Below are 16842 nucleotides of genomic sequence, written 5' to 3'. Positions count from 1 at the left end.
ATTCATTGAAAATGATTAGTCATCTTGGTGGTTTTTGACGAAAAGACAACTGCCTAAGCTGATGCATCGTTTCTGCCTGGATTGTCGCCATGTCCTCCACTGCCATCACCCGTGCACGCACGCCCTTGGCGCTATACGCGCTGACCGCCGGCGCGTTCGGCATCGGCACTACCGAATTCGTGATCATGGGCTTGCTGCTGCAGGTGTCCGCCGACCTGCATGTCAGCATTGCCGCGGCTGGCCTGCTGATTTCCGGCTATGCGCTGGGCGTATTCGTCGGTGCGCCGCTGCTGACCGCGGCAACCAGCCGGCTGCCGCACAAGACCGCGCTGATCGCGCTCATGGTGATCTTCACCATCGGCAACCTGGCCAGCGCGCTGGCGCCGAACTACGCGGTGCTGATGCTCGCGCGGGTGATCACCTCGCTGGCCCATGGCACCTTCTTCGGCGTAGGCGCGGTGGTGGCGACCGGGCTGGTAGCGGAGGATCGCAAGGCCTCGGCGATCTCGATCATGTTCACCGGCCTGACCGTGGCGACCCTGCTCGGCGTGCCGGCCGGCGCGTGGCTGGGGCTGCATTTCGGCTGGCGCGCCACGTTCTGGGCGGTCAGCGCGATTGGCGTGCTCGCCACCGTGATCATCGCCATGCTGGTGCCAGCCGACCGCGGCGACAGCGCACCGATGAAGTTCGTCGAAGAACTGAAAGGCATCGCGCATCCACAGGTGCTGCTGGGTCTGCTGATGACCGTGCTCGGCTTTGCCGGCGTGTTCGCGGTGTTCACCTATATCCAGCCTATCCTCACCCGCGTCACCGGTTTCGCCGACAGCGCGGTGTCGCCGATCCTGCTGGTGTTCGGCGGCGGCATGGTGGTCGGCAACCTGCTCGGCGGCCGTCTTGCCGACCGCCGGCTGGTGGCGACCCTGCTGGGCTCGCTGGCCGCACTGGCGATCGTGCTCGGCATGATGACGTTCGCGCTGCACAGCAAGCCAGCGATGATCGCCTTCAGCGGCCTGCTCGGCGTCGCCGCCTTCGCCACCGTGGCGCCGCTCCAGCTGCGCGTATTGCAAAAGGCCACCGGCGGCCAAGTGCTGGCGTCGAGCTTCAACATCGCCGCGTTCAACCTCGGCAACGCGATCGGTGCATGGCTGGGCGGCATGGTGATCAGCCATGGTCCGGGCCTGGGCGCGGTGAGCTGGGTAGCGGCGCTGCTGCCGGTGCTCGGATTCGTTGTCGCGCTATGGAGCGTACGGCTGGACATCCGACCGTCACGGCGGGTGGCCATCGTGACCTGTGCCGAAACCCCTCTCTGACTTTCGTAAGGATCGCCTTCATGGAATACCGCTATCTCGGCAACTCCGGCTTCAAAGTGCCCGCACTGGGCTTCGGCGCCGGCACGTTCGGCGGCAAGGGACCGCTGTTCAGTGCGTGGGGCCATACCGATATCGAAGAAGCAAAGCGGCTGATCGATATCTGCCTCGACGCCGGTGCGAATCTGTTCGACACCGCGGACGTCTATTCGGACGGCGCATCGGAAGCCATCCTCGGCGCAGCGCTGAAGGGTCGGCGTGAGCAGGCGATCATCTCGACCAAGCTCACCTTGCGCGCGGGCGATGGCCCGAACGATGTCGGCGCCTCGCGCCATCACCTGATCGGCGGCGTGGAACGTGCGCTCAAACGGCTCGGTACCGATTACATCGACCTGCTGCAACTGCACCACTTCGACGCCATGACGCCGGTGGAGCAAGTGATGTCGACGCTGGACGATCTGGTGCGCGCAGGCAAGGTGCGCTATCTCGGCGCGTCGAACTTCTCCGGCTGGCAGCTGATGAAGTCGCAGGCCGCGGCCGACGCGCAGGGCTATTCGCGCTTCGTGGCGAACCAGACGTACTACTCGCTGATCGGGCGCGACTACGAGTGGGAGTTGATGCCGCTGGGGCTCGACCAAGGTCTCGGCGCGGTGGTGTGGAGTCCGCTCGGTTGGGGCCGGCTCACCGGCAAGATTCGTCGCGGCCAGCCGCTACCCCAAGGCAGCCGCCTGCACGAGACGGCGGGCTTCGCACCTCCGGTCGACGAGGAGCGGCTTTATCGCGTGGTCGATGTGCTGGAGGCGGTCGCCGCGGAAACCGGCCGGACGGTTCCACAGATTGCGCTGAACTGGCTGCTGCAACGGCCCACCGTTTCCACGGTGCTGATCGGCGCGCGCAATGAAGCCCAACTGCGCGACAACCTCGGCGCGGTGGGCTGGACACTCGACGACGACGCCCTCGCCCGGCTCGACGCGGCCAGCGCAGTTACTCCGCCTTATCCCTACTACCCTTACTGGAATGGCATGTTCGCCGAGCGCAATCCGCCAGCGGTATCGTTCAACGTCGCCACGGAGTCGCAAGCATGAAAGCCGTCGCACTCACCCGCTACCTGCCGATCGACGATCCGCAATCGCTGCTCGATGTCGAACTGCCCAGACCTACGCCCGGCGAGCACGACCTGCTGGTGCGTGTCGAGGCCATCTCGGTAAATCCGGTCGACACCAAGGTCCGTTCGCCGAAGCCGCAGGTCGAAGCCCAGCCGAAAGTACTCGGCTACGACGCCGCCGGCACGGTCGAAGCGTTCGGTGAGGCCGTCAGCGGATTCGAGCCGGGCGACCGCGTCTATTACGCCGGCGACATCAGTCGCCCCGGCAGCAACGCGGAGTACCAACTGGTCGACGCACGCCTGGTCGGCCATGCACCGCGGTCGATCGACCTTGCCGATGCGGCAGCGCTGCCGCTGACCACGCTCACCGCGTGGGAGCTGCTGTTCCAACGCATGCCGTTCGACAGCGAGAAGGGCGGCGCAGGCAAGTCGCTGCTGATCATCGGCGGTGCCGGCGGCGTCGGTTCGATCGCGATCCAGCTGGCGCGGCGCGCCGGCTTCACCGTCATCGCCACCGCTTCGCGTGCCGAAACCATCGACTGGTGTCGCTCGCTGGGCGCGCACCACGTGATCGATCACCGCCAGCCGCTGGCACCGCAACTGGCCGCGCTGGGTTTCGACCAGGTCGATGCCGCACTCAATCTCGCCGATACCGTTCGCTACTGGGACATTCTCGGCGAAGTTCTTGCGCCGCTGGGCCATGTCGGACTGATCGTCGAGCCTAGCAGTGCTCTGAAGATAGGCGATCCGTACAAGGCCAAGTCGATCGGCATCCACTGGGAAATGATGTTCGCCCGACCCCGCTTCAAAACCGCCGACCAGGCCGAGCAAGGCCGCATCCTCGAGCGCGTGGCCGCGCTGATCGATGCCGGTGAACTGCGTGGCACGCGCACCGAAACCTTGACTCCGATCAACGCCGCGAACCTGCGCGAAGCGCATCGCCGGCTGGAGTCAGGCAAGACGATCGGTAAACTGGCGCTGGCTGGCTGGTGATGCCCTGAACGAATGGGCGCACGCGCTCCGTTCGTTCGTGGCGATCAACCGTGTTTGCTGGTCGCCGGCTTCTTGCCAGGCGCCGGCTTGGCGGGCTCGCCTTTCTTGCCCAGCTGTTCCAGCAGCGTATTCATGTCCTCGGCGTGTTCCTCTTCCACCGCCAGGATGCCTTCCAGCACGCGGCGGGTGGTCGGGTCATCGGTACCGATATAGGTGATCATCTCGCGATAGCTGTCGATCGCGATGCGTTCGGCAACCAGATCCTCCTTGATCATGTCGACCAGGTCCTCGCCCTCGACGTAGTCGGAATGGCTGCGGCTGAGCAGACCCTCGGGCGACAGATTCGGCTTGCCATCCAGTTGGGTGATGCGCTCGGCGATCTGGTCGGCGTGGCCTTGCTCCTCGTTGGCGTGTTCGAGGAACTCCGCCTTGATCGCCTGCGAGTTGATGCCCGACGCCATGTAGTAGTGGTACTTGTAGCGCAGCACGCAGACCAGTTCGGTGGCCAGCGCATGATTGAGCAGTTTGACCACAGTAGCCCGGTCAGCACTGTAACCCGCTGTCATCGCGCCTTTGTCGATGTCCTTGCGTGCGCGCTTGCGGATGTTCTCGATGTCGCTGACGAACGGTTTGGTCTTGGCCATGACTTGCTCCTGCGGGGGCTGGAAAGGGTGCGACCGCGATATACCGGCCGGCACCGCGGGAAGTCCGCTCAGCGTAGAAATCCGCATGAAAAAGCCGGGTGAAGGAATCCCGCGCGGCACAATAAATGACCCGGCAACAGCCTTCAGCGCGCGGCGAACCGTTCAGCGCGATCGAATGTGGCCTGCAACCCCGGAAGAATATGTTCGATCAGTTCGGCGTGCCGGCGCCACTTGTCCGGTGCAGGCCGGGACACGGTGTAGCCGGATAACGGCAGTGTTGCGCCCAACGGCTTGTCCCATCCGAGACCGAGAGCACCGCACAGGCGTGTCATTTCCGCCATCGGCGCCGCCAGAAATTCGTCATAACGGATCACGTGACAACGATCCGCCGGAAACGCTGCAAGATCGTCCAGTAATATGCGCGTGGTGATCTCCCATTGCGCGGCAACAATCTCGTGTAGTGGACGTCCGATCAGCTCCCGCCAGCCGGGTACCAGCAGCAGCGACCACGGCAGCCCCGTCCACCCTGGTAGCTGCGGGTATGTGCGGAAATGCGCGGATTGCCAAGCCTCGATCATGCTGCTCAGGGTCTGTCGCGGATCCCGGTGCAGGTAAACGAAGCAGGCTTCCGGAAATGCCCTGGTCAGCAGCGGGATGCGCAATGCGTTCTTCGGGGTCTTTTCCAGGAAACGGTACGGTAGCTGTGTCGGCGGGTGACCATTCCGGTCACGCATCTGCGAATGAAAACGCCGGCGCAGCTCGCCGACCACCTCGGGCGTTGCAGTGGACTCGTCGAATCGATTGGAATCGTAGCCGCGCTGTGCCGGACGCAGGCCATTGATTCCCTCGATCAATCCATGGCTTTCCTGACCGGTGGTGAAAAGGTCGCGTGCCTGCGCGAGAGTTTCGAACAGGAGAGTGGAGCCAGAACGCGGTGGCGAGATGATGAATACCGGACGATCGAAGACCGGATCGCGCAGATTTCCGATCGGGTGAGCCCCCTGCATCAAGACACCTGTCTCGCTTGCTGGAGCAAACGCGCATGTCGGCGATCCCCGAGCATCACTACGGTTAAGCCATTCAAAGCCTGCAGGAATGCCATATTGTTGAACAGTTTCAACGGCGCTGCGAGGTGCCCCATCAATTGTTCGAAAGTATTCAACTTCTCGCGATAGACCGGCCATGCCGCATGATCACTACCGTATTGCGCCCATGTCGCCTGCCACGCAGTGATGAAACGCAATGCGAGCTGCTTTGCCGGCGCAAGCTGAGCATGCGGACTCGTCTCATCGAACAGGAAGTTCAGGTACTCGCGCAGTTCCCACGGCGTCATGATCTCCGGCAAGTTGGCGCTTTCGCAGGCAAGGCGTGGCAATGACGATGATGACTGTGGTGCGAACCTTTCCGCCTCCCAATCTGTCCGATCGGGTTCCACTCCCGGTATCCGGCCATGCTCGACCGTGCTCCAGAAGCGCTCGCTACCCACCGTGTCCGCCACCAGATGGATCCGTTCGGCGTCCGCGGCATTGATCACCCGGTGCATGCGCCAGGTATCGAATATCCAGCACTCACCCGCTTTCATGTTGACCTCGTCATCCCCGCACAGGAAGCGCACGGCAGGTTGAGTCACGATCGGAATATGAACCCGCACACGGTCATGCCAGTAATAGTTGACATCGACGTGCGGCGTGACTTCGGCGTGTCCGCTCAATTTCATCAGGCGGCTGCGCCCCCATACGGCGCCCACCTTTTCGAGCACCTGCACGAGATAGGGGCACCGTTCGAGATACGGGGTGGGCCGCATCGGGCCTGCAAAGCCGTCATGCTGCGGATCGCCGCCCCGCGAAATCAGCGGCAACGCGAAATTGCCCGGAAACTTTTCCGGGTGGTCGCGCCAGCATGAGGCATCCAGCGCATTGACCTCGGCAAGCAGCCGGGACGCATCAAACAGAAATGGCAGCTGGATGAACGGCGCTTGGAGCTTCATGGATGGTCTCAACCTCGGAAATGGAGGTCGGCAGCGTCAGCAAAGATTCGATGGATTTTCTCCACCATCCCGACATTGAGCGCGACGACCTCGTCCGCAAAGTATACGGCGGCATAATCGCGCAAGTCCCGGGGTAACCTACTTCGAGCAGAACCTCATGCCTGCATATCGAGTTCGGTGACGCGTTGCGACTGAACTATGCAACGAAGCTTCCTACGCTGGTATTCAGCAGACCTGATTCGAACAGACGCCTTCGGCCGGCTGATGCCAGCCCGTATCTTTCAAAGCGATGACTCAAACGGCAAACCGAATGCAGGAGTGTCAGCGCGGCAGGTACGCGCGCAGGAACATGTCGACGCCGGTTCGCGCCGTGGTCTCGATTTCCTGGGCGTAGCTCTCGGGACATTCGGTGCAGCCGAACATCTGGCGCATCATCAGGTTGCCCTTGATCAGGGTCAGGAACTGCGCGCTGGCGCGCGGCACGTCGTCGATGTCGAGCTGGCCGGCGTCAACCGCCTGGCGCAGCAGACGTTCCATCAAGCCATGCGTACGCATGGCACCCTCTTCCCAGATCAGCTTGCCGTAGCGCGGATTGCCTTGCCGGCAGTCGCTGAGGATGGCGCGGAAGGTGCCTACGGTTTCGGGATTGCAATCCAGATGCGCATGAGTCAGTGCCACCCGCAGCAAGGTGTCCTTGATATCGACCTGGGGATTGAAGAAATAGGTCTCTTCCGGGAGCAAGTCCTGGATGCGCGAACGGATCACTTCACGGAACAAGTTGTCCTTGTCGCCGTAATGGCTGTAGACGGTGAGCTTGGATACTCCGGCATCAGCTGCGATAGCGTCCATGCTGGTACCGGCAAACGCATTGCGGATGAACAACGCCTTGGCCGCCGCCAGAATCGCCGCGCGCTTCTCCATGTCCTTCGGGCGACCGGGGCCCTGGGGTTTGATTGGCGCGCTGGTATTCATGCCTCCACCTACACAAAAGGGAATTCGAGCTTTATTATACGCAGTGGTTCACTTATTTTCCAGAATGCGGCCGATCCAGCGATTCGACGCCATTTGTGGATGCATCCGATCGCGGGTGACGTCCGTCAGCCGCTTGCGATGACTTCCGGCACTTCGTAGGCCAACGCGCAACCGGCAGGCTTGTCACTGTCGGACCTGTCATTGTGGGAGTGAGCTCCAGCGCTTATTCTCTTTGACCTTTTTTGATCCGCACGGGACACGAGCAGATGGCCATGAATATCGAGCAGGCACGACTGAACATGGTGGAAAACCAGGTGCGTCCATGGGACGTACTGGACGGCCGTGTGCTGGACGTCATCAGTCGTGTGCGCCGCGAGGATTTCGTCGCCGCCGAACATCGCCAGCTTGCCTTCGCCGACCTGTGCCTGCCGCTGGGCCATGGCGAAGTGATGATGAAGCCGGTGGTGGAAGGCCGCGTGCTGCAGGCGCTGGAGTTGCAGCCGACCGATCGCGTGCTGGAAATCGGCACCGGCTCGGGCTTTCTCACCGCCTGTCTGGCCACCTTGTCGGCGCAGGTGATCAGCGTGGACATGCACGCCGATTTCACCGCATCGGCGGCGCAGCGACTGCAGGCGGCAAGCATCACGAACGCCAGCCTGGTCACCGCTGAGGCCGTCCTGGCGTGGCAACCCGATGGCTTGTTCGACGCGCTGGTGGTGACCGGCGCCGTCTTCGAGATTCCTCCGCGCTGGCTGACCTGGCTCAAGCCTGGCGCCCGTTTGCTGGCCTTACGCGGGCTCTCGCCGGTGCAGCAGGCCACCTTGCTGACCCATGAAGGTGCTGGCCGTTATCGCGAAGAAACCCTGTTCGAAACCGACCTACCCTATTTGACTCACGCCGAACCCCCGCAACGGTTCGTCTTCTGACTACGCCCCGACCGATCCCCCATGAGGCAACCCATGCGTTTGAAGCTGCTCACCCTGGCCCTGGCACTGGCCGCCATGTCGCTGCCCAGCCACGGCACGGATCTGCTCGATGCCTACCACGACGCGCGCGCCAACGATCCGGTGCTGTCACAGGCTGACGCCACCCGGCTGGCCACTGGCGAAGGCGTGGATCAGGCACGTGCGCTGCTGCTGCCGCAAATCGACGGAAGCATGAGCCTGAGTCAGACCAATGGCGGCAACCTGATCGGGCATAGCCGCTCGCGCAGGATCAACGGCACCCTCAGCCAGACCGTGCTCGACTTCAGCAAGTACGCCAACCTCAAGGCTGCGCACTCTGCTTCGGATGCCCAGGACGAGCTGTACCAGGCGGCGGCGCAGGAACTGTACGTACGGGTGGCCACCGCTTACTTCGGCGTGTTGACCAGCCAGGATGAGCTGACCTACGCCAAGGCCAACGAGGATGCGTTCCGGCAGCAGTACGAGCAGTCCGACCAGCGCTTCAAGGTCGGCCTCTCGGCGATTACCGACGTCTATCAGGCGAAGGCTTATTACGAGGCGGCCAAATCGCAGACGATCGCCGCGCAGAACGCGCTCAATGATGCCCGCGAGGCACTCACCCAGATCACCGGCAAGCCGACCGGCGATCTGAAGAAACTGCGCGACGACCTGCCGATGGAGCCGCCGGCACCGGCCGATCAGGACAGCTGGGTCAAGCAGGCCTTGCAAACCAACCCCAACCTGCTCGCGCAGAAAAACAATGTGGAAGCCGCGGAGCACAGCATCACCGCTGCGCGTGCCGGCCACCTGCCAACGATCAGTGCGGGGGTAACCTACGGCAAGGGTGCCAGCTGGTCCGAAACCGACGCCAACAGCCGCTTTCGCGACCCCTCCTCGACCACCATCGGGCTGACCCTGAACGTGCCGATCTTTTCCGGCGGTGCAACTCAGTCGCGTGTGCGCCAGTCGATCTACCAGCGCGATTCCGCTACCGACGCGATGGAATCGGAGCGTCGCTTGGTGGTGCGCAATACGCTCAACTACTACCGTTCGGTGATTGCCGGCATTGCCCAAGTGGAGTCGGCCAAGGCCTCGGTGGACTCCGGTCAGAAGGCGCTTGAAGCGACTCGCGCAGGCTTCGAAGTCGGCACGCAGACAATGACCAACGTGCTGCTGGCGATCCAGATCTTGACCTCTTCGGAAAGCAGCTACTCGCAAGCTCGCCATCAGTTCATCCTCAACAAGCTGCTGCTCAAGGAAACCGCCGGCACAGCCGATCTGAAGGACATCGAGACGATCAACGCCTTGCTGCAGTAAACCGCCGCGCGCTGCACGCCGAAACGGCCGGGATCAAACCCGGCCGTTTTGCTGCCAGCGCCTTTCGCATGCGGGCTATTCCTGCAGCGCCGTATCGATCAGCTGCATGATTCGCTGCACCGCACCGCGCTCGCGCTCGAACACTTGCTGCGCCGCCTTGCCCATTCGCGCGCGCTTGGCGGCGTCGAGCAACAGCTTCAGCACGTCCGGGCCGAGTTGATCGGCGGCAGCCACGCGTTCGGCACCACCTTGCTGGATCAGGCTGTGGGTGATCTCCGCGAAATTGAAAGTGTGCGGACCCACCACGACCGGAACGGACAAGGCGGCGGGCTCCAGTACATTGTGGCCGCCGATCGGCACCAGGCTGCCGCCGACGAAAGCCACCTCGGTCGCCGCGAAGAACGGCATCAGCTGCCCCATCGCATCGATCACGAATACCTGATGCGACGGCGACGGCACGTCATCGCTGCTGCGTGTGGCGACCGTGAAGCCCAGGCTGCGCACCGCTTGTTCGACGACCCGGAAGCGCTCAGGGTGACGCGGTGCGAGCAGCAGCAGCGCATCGGGCAATCGGTGCAACACCTGAAGGTGTGCCTCGAGTACTGCCAGCTCCTCGCCTTCGTGGGTACTCGCGGCCATCCATACCGGCCGCCGTGGCCCCCAATGGTTGCGCATGGCGGCACCCTTCGCCACGGCGCCGTCGGGTATCGGCATGTCGAACTTCATGTTGCCGGTGACCAGGATTTGCTGTGGGTCGGCACCCAGCAGCCGATAACGGGCGGCATCGGTGCGCGACTGCGCCGCAATCACCCGGACGCAACGCAACGCCGAACGCGCCAGCCCGCGCAGCGGCTTGTAGCCGCGCAGCGAACGCTCGGACAGCCGCGCATTGACGATCATCAGCGGAATACCCCGCCGGCGGCAGGCGAAGTAGAGGTTCGGCCATATCTCGGTTTCCACGATCAGCGCCAGTCGTGGCCGTATCCGTTTCAGGAATCTGCCCACGGCAAACGGCAGGTCATACGGCAGGTAGACGTGGAACACGCTGTCGCCAAACAGCTGATGTACGCGCGCGGTACCGGTCGGCGTGACCGTGGTGATCACCAGCGGCGCGTTCGGATAATCCCGGCGCAACGCCTTGATCAGCGGCTCGGCTGCGTTCACCTCGCCGACCGATACGGCATGCACCCACAGGCTTCCGATGAATCCGGGCGTGTCGAAAAAGCCGAACCGCTCCGGCCAACGGTGATGGTAGGGCCGCGAACGTACCCCGCGCGCCAGCAGCCGCAATACCAGCAGCGGCGTAGCCAGAAACATCGCGAGGGTATAGAGATAGCGCAACAGTCGATCCTTGCAGCGGACGCGCGAGTATAGCGAGAGCCGCCGAACCGAACTGGCTCCATATCGGAGACGGCCCGCTACAATGCCCGCGATGCCCGGCATGCCCCGCCCCACCTTCACCCGTTCCCTGCTTGCGCCGCGCCAATGGCCGGCGTGGGTGGGCGTGGCCGTGATCTGGCTGATCGCGCGACTGCCACAGCGCGCGCTGATGTGGGTGGGACGGCGTGCCGGCGCGCTGGTATTGCGAGTTCCCTCCGAGCGGAGGCATATCGCCGAGACCAACATCGCACTGTGCTTCCCCGAGCTCGACGCCGCCGAGCGGGCCGCGCTGGTCGACGCCAACCTGCGCGACATCGGCCTGATGCTGGTGGAATTTGCACTGGGCTGGATGGGCAGCGACCGCCGCATGGCCGACATTCCAACCCGCATCGAGGGGTTGCAGCATCTCGAGGCCGCGCGGGCGCAGGGCAAGGGCGTACTGCTGGTAGGAGGCCACTTCTCGCATCTGGAGCTGTGCGCGCGGCTGGTCTCGCAGCGCATCCGCATCGCCGGCATGTACCGGCGGATGGATTCGGCCGCGTTCGAATGGGTCGTGCTGCGGGCGCGATTGCACTATGCGGCCGCGATGTTCGACAAGGACGATATCCGCGGCACGGTGAAATACCTGCGTGGCGGCGGCACGCTGTGGTACGCGCCGGATCAGGACATGCGCAGCAAGGACAGCGTGTTCGTACCGTTCTTCGGCGTGCCGGCAGCGACCATCACCGCCACCCATCACCTGGCACGGATGTCCGGTGCGGTAGTGATCCCGTTCTTCCATCGCCGTCTGCCCGACGGCAGCGGTTACGCCCTGCGGCTCGGCGCGCCGCTGGAAAATTTTCCAGGCTCGGACGTGCTGGACGATACCGCCCGGGTCAATGCCTGCATCGAACAGATGGCGCGCGAAGCACCGGCGCAATACCTGTGGGTGCACAAGCGCTTCAAGACACGGCCGGATGACGGGCCATCTCCATACTGAAACCGGCACGCTTCGTGCGAAAATGCCGCATGAACCCGCGCCGATTTCCGGAACTCCCACAAGCATCGATCCGCCACGCATGACACGCACCGCACCGGAGCGGGCAGCCGCGCTGCCGATTCTCACCTACCACAACATCGCGAACGCGCCGCGCGATATTCGCCGTTGGCGCAGCCTGTACGTGGGTCCCGCCGCATTCGCGCGGCAGATGTGGCTGTTGCGGCGTTTCGGTTACCGCGGGCTTTCCATGTCGGATGCGATGCCGTATCTGCGAGGCGAGCGCAGCGGCCGCATCGCCGTCATCACACTGGACGATGGCTATGCGGACAACCTGGAGTCTGCACTGCCGATATTGCAGCGCCACGGCTTCAGCGCCACCTGCTATGTCGTCAGCGGCAGCATCGGTCGATACAACCAGTGGGACGACGAACGGCTGGGCGTGCGCAAGCCGCTGATGTCGGTGCAGCAACTGCGCAGCTGGCAGCACGGCGGCATGGAGGTCGGTGCGCATACCGTCAGCCATCCCCGGCTGACCCAATCCAGCGATGCCCAATTGCGCGACGAGATCCGCGGCAGCAAGGCGACGCTGGAAGATCATCTCGGCGTGCCGGTCACCCAGTTCTGCTACCCGTATGGCGATGCCGACGATCGCGTGGCCGGGATGGTACGCGAAGCCGGTTTCGCCGCCGCCACCACGACCCGTCGCGGCCGGGCCAGCGCCGGCATGGATTTGTGGCAGCTGCCGCGAGTACAGATCGCGCGCCATCATCTGCTACCGCAATTCGCGATGCGGGTGATGTCGGGTTACGAGGATCGCCGGGCGTGAAACTCCTTTTTGTCGGCACCAATCCCGAGAACACCGGTGCCGCCAGTCACTTTGTCGCCCTGGTGCAGGCGATGGCCGAGGCCGGGCACGAAGTGAGCGCGGTGATCTATCCCGACGGCCTGATCTGGCAAGGGCTGGCGCAGTCCCGTGTGCGCCTGTACAAGGCGAAATTCCGCAACGTGCTCGACCTGCGCGGCTATGCCGCCGTCTTCAAGGCCGCGCGTGAACTGAAGCCCGACTGGCTGATCGGAAACTTCGGCAAGGAGTACTGGCCGCTGATCCTGGCCGGACGGCTGCTGCGCGTGCCGGTGGCACTGTTCCGGCATCGCACGCCCGCCATGAAAGCTGTTTCCGCCTACCTGATCCCACGTCTCGCGCAACGCTTCTTCGCCGTCTCCAGACATGCCCGCCAGGCCTATCTGGATCGCGGCATCCCGGGCCATCTGGTGCGTGTGCTGTACAATCCGGTGAACCTGGAGCTGTGCCGGTTCGATCCGCAGCAGCGCCGCGAGATCCTGCGCTCGCTCGGCCTGGACGAGGACGCGATCGTGCTCGGCTATACCGGCCGCATGCACACCGGCAAAGGCATCTTTCCCCTGTTCGATGCCGCCACCGCGGCGATGGCGGAACAGCCGCGACTGCACTGCATATGGCTGGGCGATGGCCCGGACGCACAAACCCTGCGCGAGCGTGCGGCCGTTACCGCTACTTCGGACCGGCATCACTTCCTGGGTTGGATTCATGACGTCCACCCGTATTACAGCGCGTTCTCCATGCTGGCCTTCCCGTCGATCGCGACGGAAACGTTCGGCCGGGTTTCGGTCGAGGCGCAGGCCGCGGGCGTCCCCGTGCTGGGCAGCAATATCGGCGGGATCCCGGAGACACTGGATGCCGGTGCGACCGGCCTGCTGCTGCCGCCGGGCGACGTCGCGGCATGGCGCGACGCCATCCTTAAGCTGTGCGACCCCGTCTTGCGCAAATCGATGGGTGCGGCGGCGCAGGACTACGTGCAACAGCACTTCAGCACGCAGGTGATCGCCGAAGAATTTCAGCGAAGCCTGATCGAGGATTGATGCGGCGCCGGTTAATGGGGGGTGGTATCAATCCTGCCGGCGGCGCTGCAACTCGTACAGCTTGGCGTATTTCAGGAATGCGTAGAACGCATGGATCCGCGCCGCGATGAAACCGGCCCAGCCGGAGCGCCAATGCCCCCGCAGTACGTAGTAGCGCAGAAACGCCACTGTCGGATACGACACCATGCGCAGTCGCAGCCAGCGCACCTCGCGCCGGGCCAGATCGGTCAACTGCATGCTGGAATAGCGGTTCGCCTTGGTCACGCGCCCGCTGATGTCGGGCTCGCCATGGTGATCGATGACCACGTCCAGCACGCCCATCGAACCATCCAACTGCACCTCTTCATGTACCTCGTGGCCGCTCATCCGCGCACGCTGCCGATCGAATAGGCGCACGTAGTGGTTGAGCCGGCTGCGCCGCGATTGCCAGCGCCAGAATTGCCACTCGCGCCGCCACAACTGATAGCCCGCATGCTGCGGTGTCAGCAACGCCTGCTGCAGCCGCCCGGCAGCGTCCGCGTCCAGCGATTCATCGGAATCCAGCAGCAATACCCAGCGATGGCTGGCCAGGTCGATGGCCGCCTGCTTCTGCGCGCTGTAGCCGGCAAACGGCTGGGTGTGGACGTGGGCACCGTAGTGCGCGGCGATCGCAGCGGTGGCATCGGTCGAGCCCGAATCCAGCACCACGATCTCGTCGGCCCAGCTCACCCCTTGCAGGCAAGCATCGAGCGTATCGGCGTTGTTGAACGTGGTCACTACCACCGACAACCGCTCACGCTCGGCCATCGTCGCCCTCCACATACAACGCCGCGCACCACAACCCGAGCAGCCAGGCGAACAGCAGTCCCCACCATGCCGAATAGAACGCCAGATGGGTGTTCAACGGAAACAGCATCACACCCAGCGCCAGCGTGGCGGGGAATGCCCGCGTGCGCGCCGCCGCACCGACCCGGCGCCATGCGCGCCACGCCAGCGCCACGGCGGCCAGCCACAGCAGCAGGCCGATCGTACCGGTCTCGGTAAGCACCTCCAGTACCAGTTGGTGTGCATGGCAGGCACCCTCGCCGACGCCGCAGGCTTCTTCGGTCACCACGAACGGATCATTCGCCGGTGCATACTGCGGATAGGCATAGCGAAAGCCGCGCACGCCGACACCGTTGACGGGATGCGCCGCGATCATGCGGACGCTGGCGTGCCAGATATCGAGCCGGCCGCTGAGCGCGGTATCGACTGACTGATCGGTGCCATTCAACACGAGCAGGGTACGCTGCATCCGATCGTGGAAACGCGCGGAAGTTTTCCAGGCGATGCCGCCGGCCAAGGCCAGCAGCACCGCCGCGAGCATGCAGATTCCGGCAAATCGCAGCGGCGAGTGGGCCTCGCGCCAGGCGAAACCCAGCGCCACCAGCGCGTAGCACAGCCATGCCGCGCGCGAGCCGGCCAGCAACACCGGTCCGAGTATCAGCACGAAAGCGATCAACAGACCCGGCAGACCCCAGCGTCGTCGTGCCGCCCACAACGCAAACGGCGACAGCACCGCCAAGGTCGGGCCCAGCTTGAGATTGTCGGCGCCGAAAATGCCGGAGACCCGCAGTGCCTCGGCGTGGCCACCCAGACTCCAGCCGGTCAGCGCTTGCAGCCACGCGTCGGCGCACCACAGCGCCAGCACCAGGGCGACAGCCACATACATTGCCTGCAACTTGTGCTCGCGCCGGACCGCGAAGCACGCATACAAACCCAGCGGTACGTAGCGCAACAGTGCGGCCACGGTGCCCCAGCTTTTGCCGGGCATGATGGCATCGACGGCGGACAGCAGCGCCGCGCCGATATAGGCGGCCAGCAACCACAGCAGCAGACGCGCGCCGGCGTGCTGCTGCAGCGCCTGCGGGTCCCGCGCAAACAGCATGATCACGCCGAGCAGGCACAGGAATGTGCCCAGTTCCGAACTGCGTCCGAACGGCAGCAACGCCACTACCAGCCAGAACGGCAGCAATGGGGAACGCAGTGCGGCCTTGAGTGAGGTGCCGAAAGAATTCATGGGCGGACCGGAACGGAGGCGGTCACGCATTGTAGGCGAGCGCGAACGTTCGCGGACCCAGGCTGGTTCTCAGCCGGCGGCCACTTCGTCATACAGCGCCAGGGTGGCCTGCTGCATGTCGATCAGGCGGTAACTCTGCAGCGGCGAAATCGGCGGCGCTACCCGCAGCAACTCGGCCGCGCGTTCGACCAGCCGCTCGCGATCCCCAGGCGGCACCCGGCCAGCCGGATACAGCTCCGCCAGCAACTCGCCGACACCACCGTGCGCATAGCCGAGCACCGGCCGGCACAGCGACAACGCTTCGATCACGGTGCGTCCGAACGATTCGGGCTTGTTCGACAGTTGCAGCACCAGCGCCGATACCGCATAGATGTCACGGACGTCGTGGCGCGGCGGCGTCAGCACAACCTGCGAGGCGACCCCGCGTGCGCGGATCAACTCGTGCAGTTCGGCTGCATACGCCTCGCGACCGGGCTCGATCACGCCCAGCAGCAGCAGACGCGCCTCGATGCCGCGGCGCTTGAGATCGGCCAGCAGCTCGATCGCGTCGTGATGCCCCTTCAGCCGCGTACCGCGCCCAGGCAACGTCAGCAAAGGCGCACCGCTCAACGCCGGATATTCGGCAAAAAACGCCTTCTGCCACGCATCGTCAGGTCGATGTCCGTAGGGGAACGCGTCCGGATCGATGCCACGCGGAATGACCCGCACCTTGGCCGGCTCCAGCCATGGATAGTGGCTCAACACAAAATCGCGCACGGTCTGCGACACCGCGATCACCCGTTCGCCGCGCAGCAGGATCGCGCTGTAGCGCCCCGGCGAATTGAGTCCATGCACCGTGGTGATGAAATGCGGCTGCGGCGCCATCCCCTTCACCGCCCACCAGCCCAGCCAGGCCGGCAGCCGTGAACGGACGTGCACGATGTCCGGTTTCAGCTCGCGCAATATCCGCCGCAACGCGCCTAGCCGGCCCAGTGTGCGCAGCGACTTGCGGCCCAGATCGAGTGTGATGTGTTCACTCCCGCCCGCCTGCAATTGTTCGACCAGCCGTCCGCCAGCCGAGATCACTATCGAGCGGTGACCGACCTGTACCAGCGCCCGGGCGATCTCCAGGGCCGAACGCTCCGCTCCACCAGAATGCAGTGCAGGGATCAGTTGGACCACAGTCAGCAGCTTGGCGGGGACGGCAATGCTGGACATGAGCTCTGGGCTGGAGGCTTTCATTCTACCAAGGCAAGCAAAAACGGTGCCGCCAGCGGCTCGAATGCCTCTAAATGCCT

Annotated in this window: 16 protein-coding genes; 8 read left to right on the top strand and 8 right to left on the bottom strand. The window is 64.1% G+C overall.

Annotated features, from left to right (window positions below; genetic code table 11):
• The first annotated feature begins 89 nt into the window (after window positions 1–89).
• The 3 genes from BUA26_RS17770 to BUA26_RS17760 are packed head-to-tail and all read left to right on the top strand — an operon-like array spanning window position 90 to window position 3405.
• Window positions 90–1310, top strand: a complete 1221-nt coding sequence (locus BUA26_RS17770; RefSeq protein WP_072762214.1) for an MFS transporter — start codon at window positions 90–92, stop codon at window positions 1308–1310.
• Between the two features lie 20 nt (window positions 1311–1330).
• Window positions 1331–2392 carry an aldo/keto reductase gene (locus BUA26_RS17765; protein ID WP_072762213.1) on the top strand — a complete coding sequence of 354 codons (1062 nt, stop codon included), beginning with the start codon at window positions 1331–1333 and terminating at the stop codon, window positions 2390–2392.
• On the top strand, window positions 2389–3405 hold the full coding sequence (locus BUA26_RS17760) for a zinc-binding alcohol dehydrogenase family protein (RefSeq protein WP_072762212.1): 1017 nt from the start codon (window positions 2389–2391) through the stop codon (window positions 3403–3405). Before BUA26_RS17765 ends, BUA26_RS17760 begins: the two co-directional genes overlap by 4 nt.
• Window positions 3406–3449: 44 nt before the next feature.
• Here the strand turns inward: BUA26_RS17760 and BUA26_RS17755 are convergent, their stop codons facing one another.
• From BUA26_RS17755 to BUA26_RS17740, 4 genes are all read right to left on the bottom strand, one after another.
• Window positions 3450–4049: a ferritin-like domain-containing protein gene (locus BUA26_RS17755; RefSeq protein WP_072762211.1), complete on the bottom strand. Its 600-nt coding sequence runs from the start codon at window positions 4047–4049 to the stop codon at window positions 3450–3452.
• Window positions 4050–4192: 143 nt separating this feature from the next.
• Window positions 4193–5056 (bottom strand): sulfotransferase family protein, encoded by an 864-nt coding sequence (locus BUA26_RS17750; protein ID WP_072762210.1) that lies wholly within the window; start codon window positions 5054–5056, stop codon window positions 4193–4195.
• Window positions 5056–6036, bottom strand: a complete 981-nt coding sequence (locus tag BUA26_RS20790) for an aspartyl/asparaginyl beta-hydroxylase domain-containing protein (RefSeq protein ID WP_072762209.1) — start codon at window positions 6034–6036, stop codon at window positions 5056–5058. The genes BUA26_RS17750 and BUA26_RS20790 overlap by 1 nt, the downstream gene beginning before the upstream one ends.
• A gap of 321 nt (window positions 6037–6357) precedes the next feature.
• Window positions 6358–7008 carry a TetR/AcrR family transcriptional regulator gene (locus BUA26_RS17740; RefSeq protein ID WP_072762208.1) on the bottom strand — a complete coding sequence of 217 codons (651 nt, stop codon included), beginning with the start codon at window positions 7006–7008 and terminating at the stop codon, window positions 6358–6360.
• A gap of 266 nt (window positions 7009–7274) precedes the next feature.
• On the opposite strand from BUA26_RS17740, the gene BUA26_RS17735 reads away from it, so the two are divergent.
• Window positions 7275–7934 carry a protein-L-isoaspartate O-methyltransferase family protein gene (locus BUA26_RS17735; protein ID WP_072762207.1) on the top strand — a complete coding sequence of 220 codons (660 nt, stop codon included), beginning with the start codon at window positions 7275–7277 and terminating at the stop codon, window positions 7932–7934.
• Between the two features lie 33 nt (window positions 7935–7967).
• Window positions 7968–9269: a TolC family outer membrane protein gene (locus BUA26_RS17730; protein WP_072762206.1), complete on the top strand. Its 1302-nt coding sequence runs from the start codon at window positions 7968–7970 to the stop codon at window positions 9267–9269.
• Window positions 9270–9344: 75 nt separating this feature from the next.
• On the opposite strand, the gene waaA is transcribed toward BUA26_RS17730, so the two are convergent.
• Entirely contained in the window at window positions 9345–10610 is a 1266-nt protein-coding gene (waaA, locus tag BUA26_RS17725; protein ID WP_072762205.1) for a lipid IV(A) 3-deoxy-D-manno-octulosonic acid transferase, read from the bottom strand.
• 100 nt (window positions 10611–10710) lie between these two features.
• Between waaA and lpxL the strand changes: the two genes are divergently transcribed.
• From lpxL to BUA26_RS17710, 3 genes are all read left to right on the top strand, one after another.
• Window positions 10711–11628, top strand: a complete 918-nt coding sequence (lpxL, locus tag BUA26_RS17720) for an LpxL/LpxP family Kdo(2)-lipid IV(A) lauroyl/palmitoleoyl acyltransferase (protein WP_255368408.1) — start codon at window positions 10711–10713, stop codon at window positions 11626–11628.
• Between the two features lie 79 nt (window positions 11629–11707).
• Entirely contained in the window at window positions 11708–12454 is a 747-nt protein-coding gene (locus tag BUA26_RS17715) for a polysaccharide deacetylase family protein (RefSeq protein WP_072762203.1), read from the top strand.
• Window positions 12451–13527: a glycosyltransferase family 4 protein gene (locus BUA26_RS17710; RefSeq protein WP_072762202.1), complete on the top strand. Its 1077-nt coding sequence runs from the start codon at window positions 12451–12453 to the stop codon at window positions 13525–13527. The genes BUA26_RS17715 and BUA26_RS17710 overlap by 4 nt, the downstream gene beginning before the upstream one ends.
• A 27-nt stretch (window positions 13528–13554) precedes the next feature.
• On the opposite strand, the gene BUA26_RS17705 is transcribed toward BUA26_RS17710, so the two are convergent.
• From BUA26_RS17705 to BUA26_RS17695, 3 genes are all read right to left on the bottom strand, one after another.
• Window positions 13555–14313, bottom strand: a complete 759-nt coding sequence (locus BUA26_RS17705; protein WP_072762201.1) for a glycosyltransferase family 2 protein — start codon at window positions 14311–14313, stop codon at window positions 13555–13557.
• The gene (locus BUA26_RS17700) at window positions 14300–15565 is read right to left on the bottom strand and encodes an O-antigen ligase family protein (RefSeq protein WP_072762200.1); all 1266 of its coding nucleotides are present in this window, start codon (window positions 15563–15565) and stop codon (window positions 14300–14302) included. Before BUA26_RS17700 ends, BUA26_RS17705 begins: the two co-directional genes overlap by 14 nt.
• 69 nt (window positions 15566–15634) lie before the next feature.
• Window positions 15635–16762, bottom strand: a complete 1128-nt coding sequence (locus BUA26_RS17695) for a glycosyltransferase (RefSeq protein ID WP_072762199.1) — start codon at window positions 16760–16762, stop codon at window positions 15635–15637.
• Window positions 16763–16842: the final 80 nt, after the last annotated feature.

The organism is Rhodanobacter sp. OK091 (assembly GCF_900142825.1).
Lineage (GTDB): Bacteria > Pseudomonadota > Gammaproteobacteria > Xanthomonadales > Rhodanobacteraceae > Rhodanobacter.
Note: the sequence above shows the minus strand (reverse complement) of the source record. Positions and strands in the feature narration are given on the sequence as shown.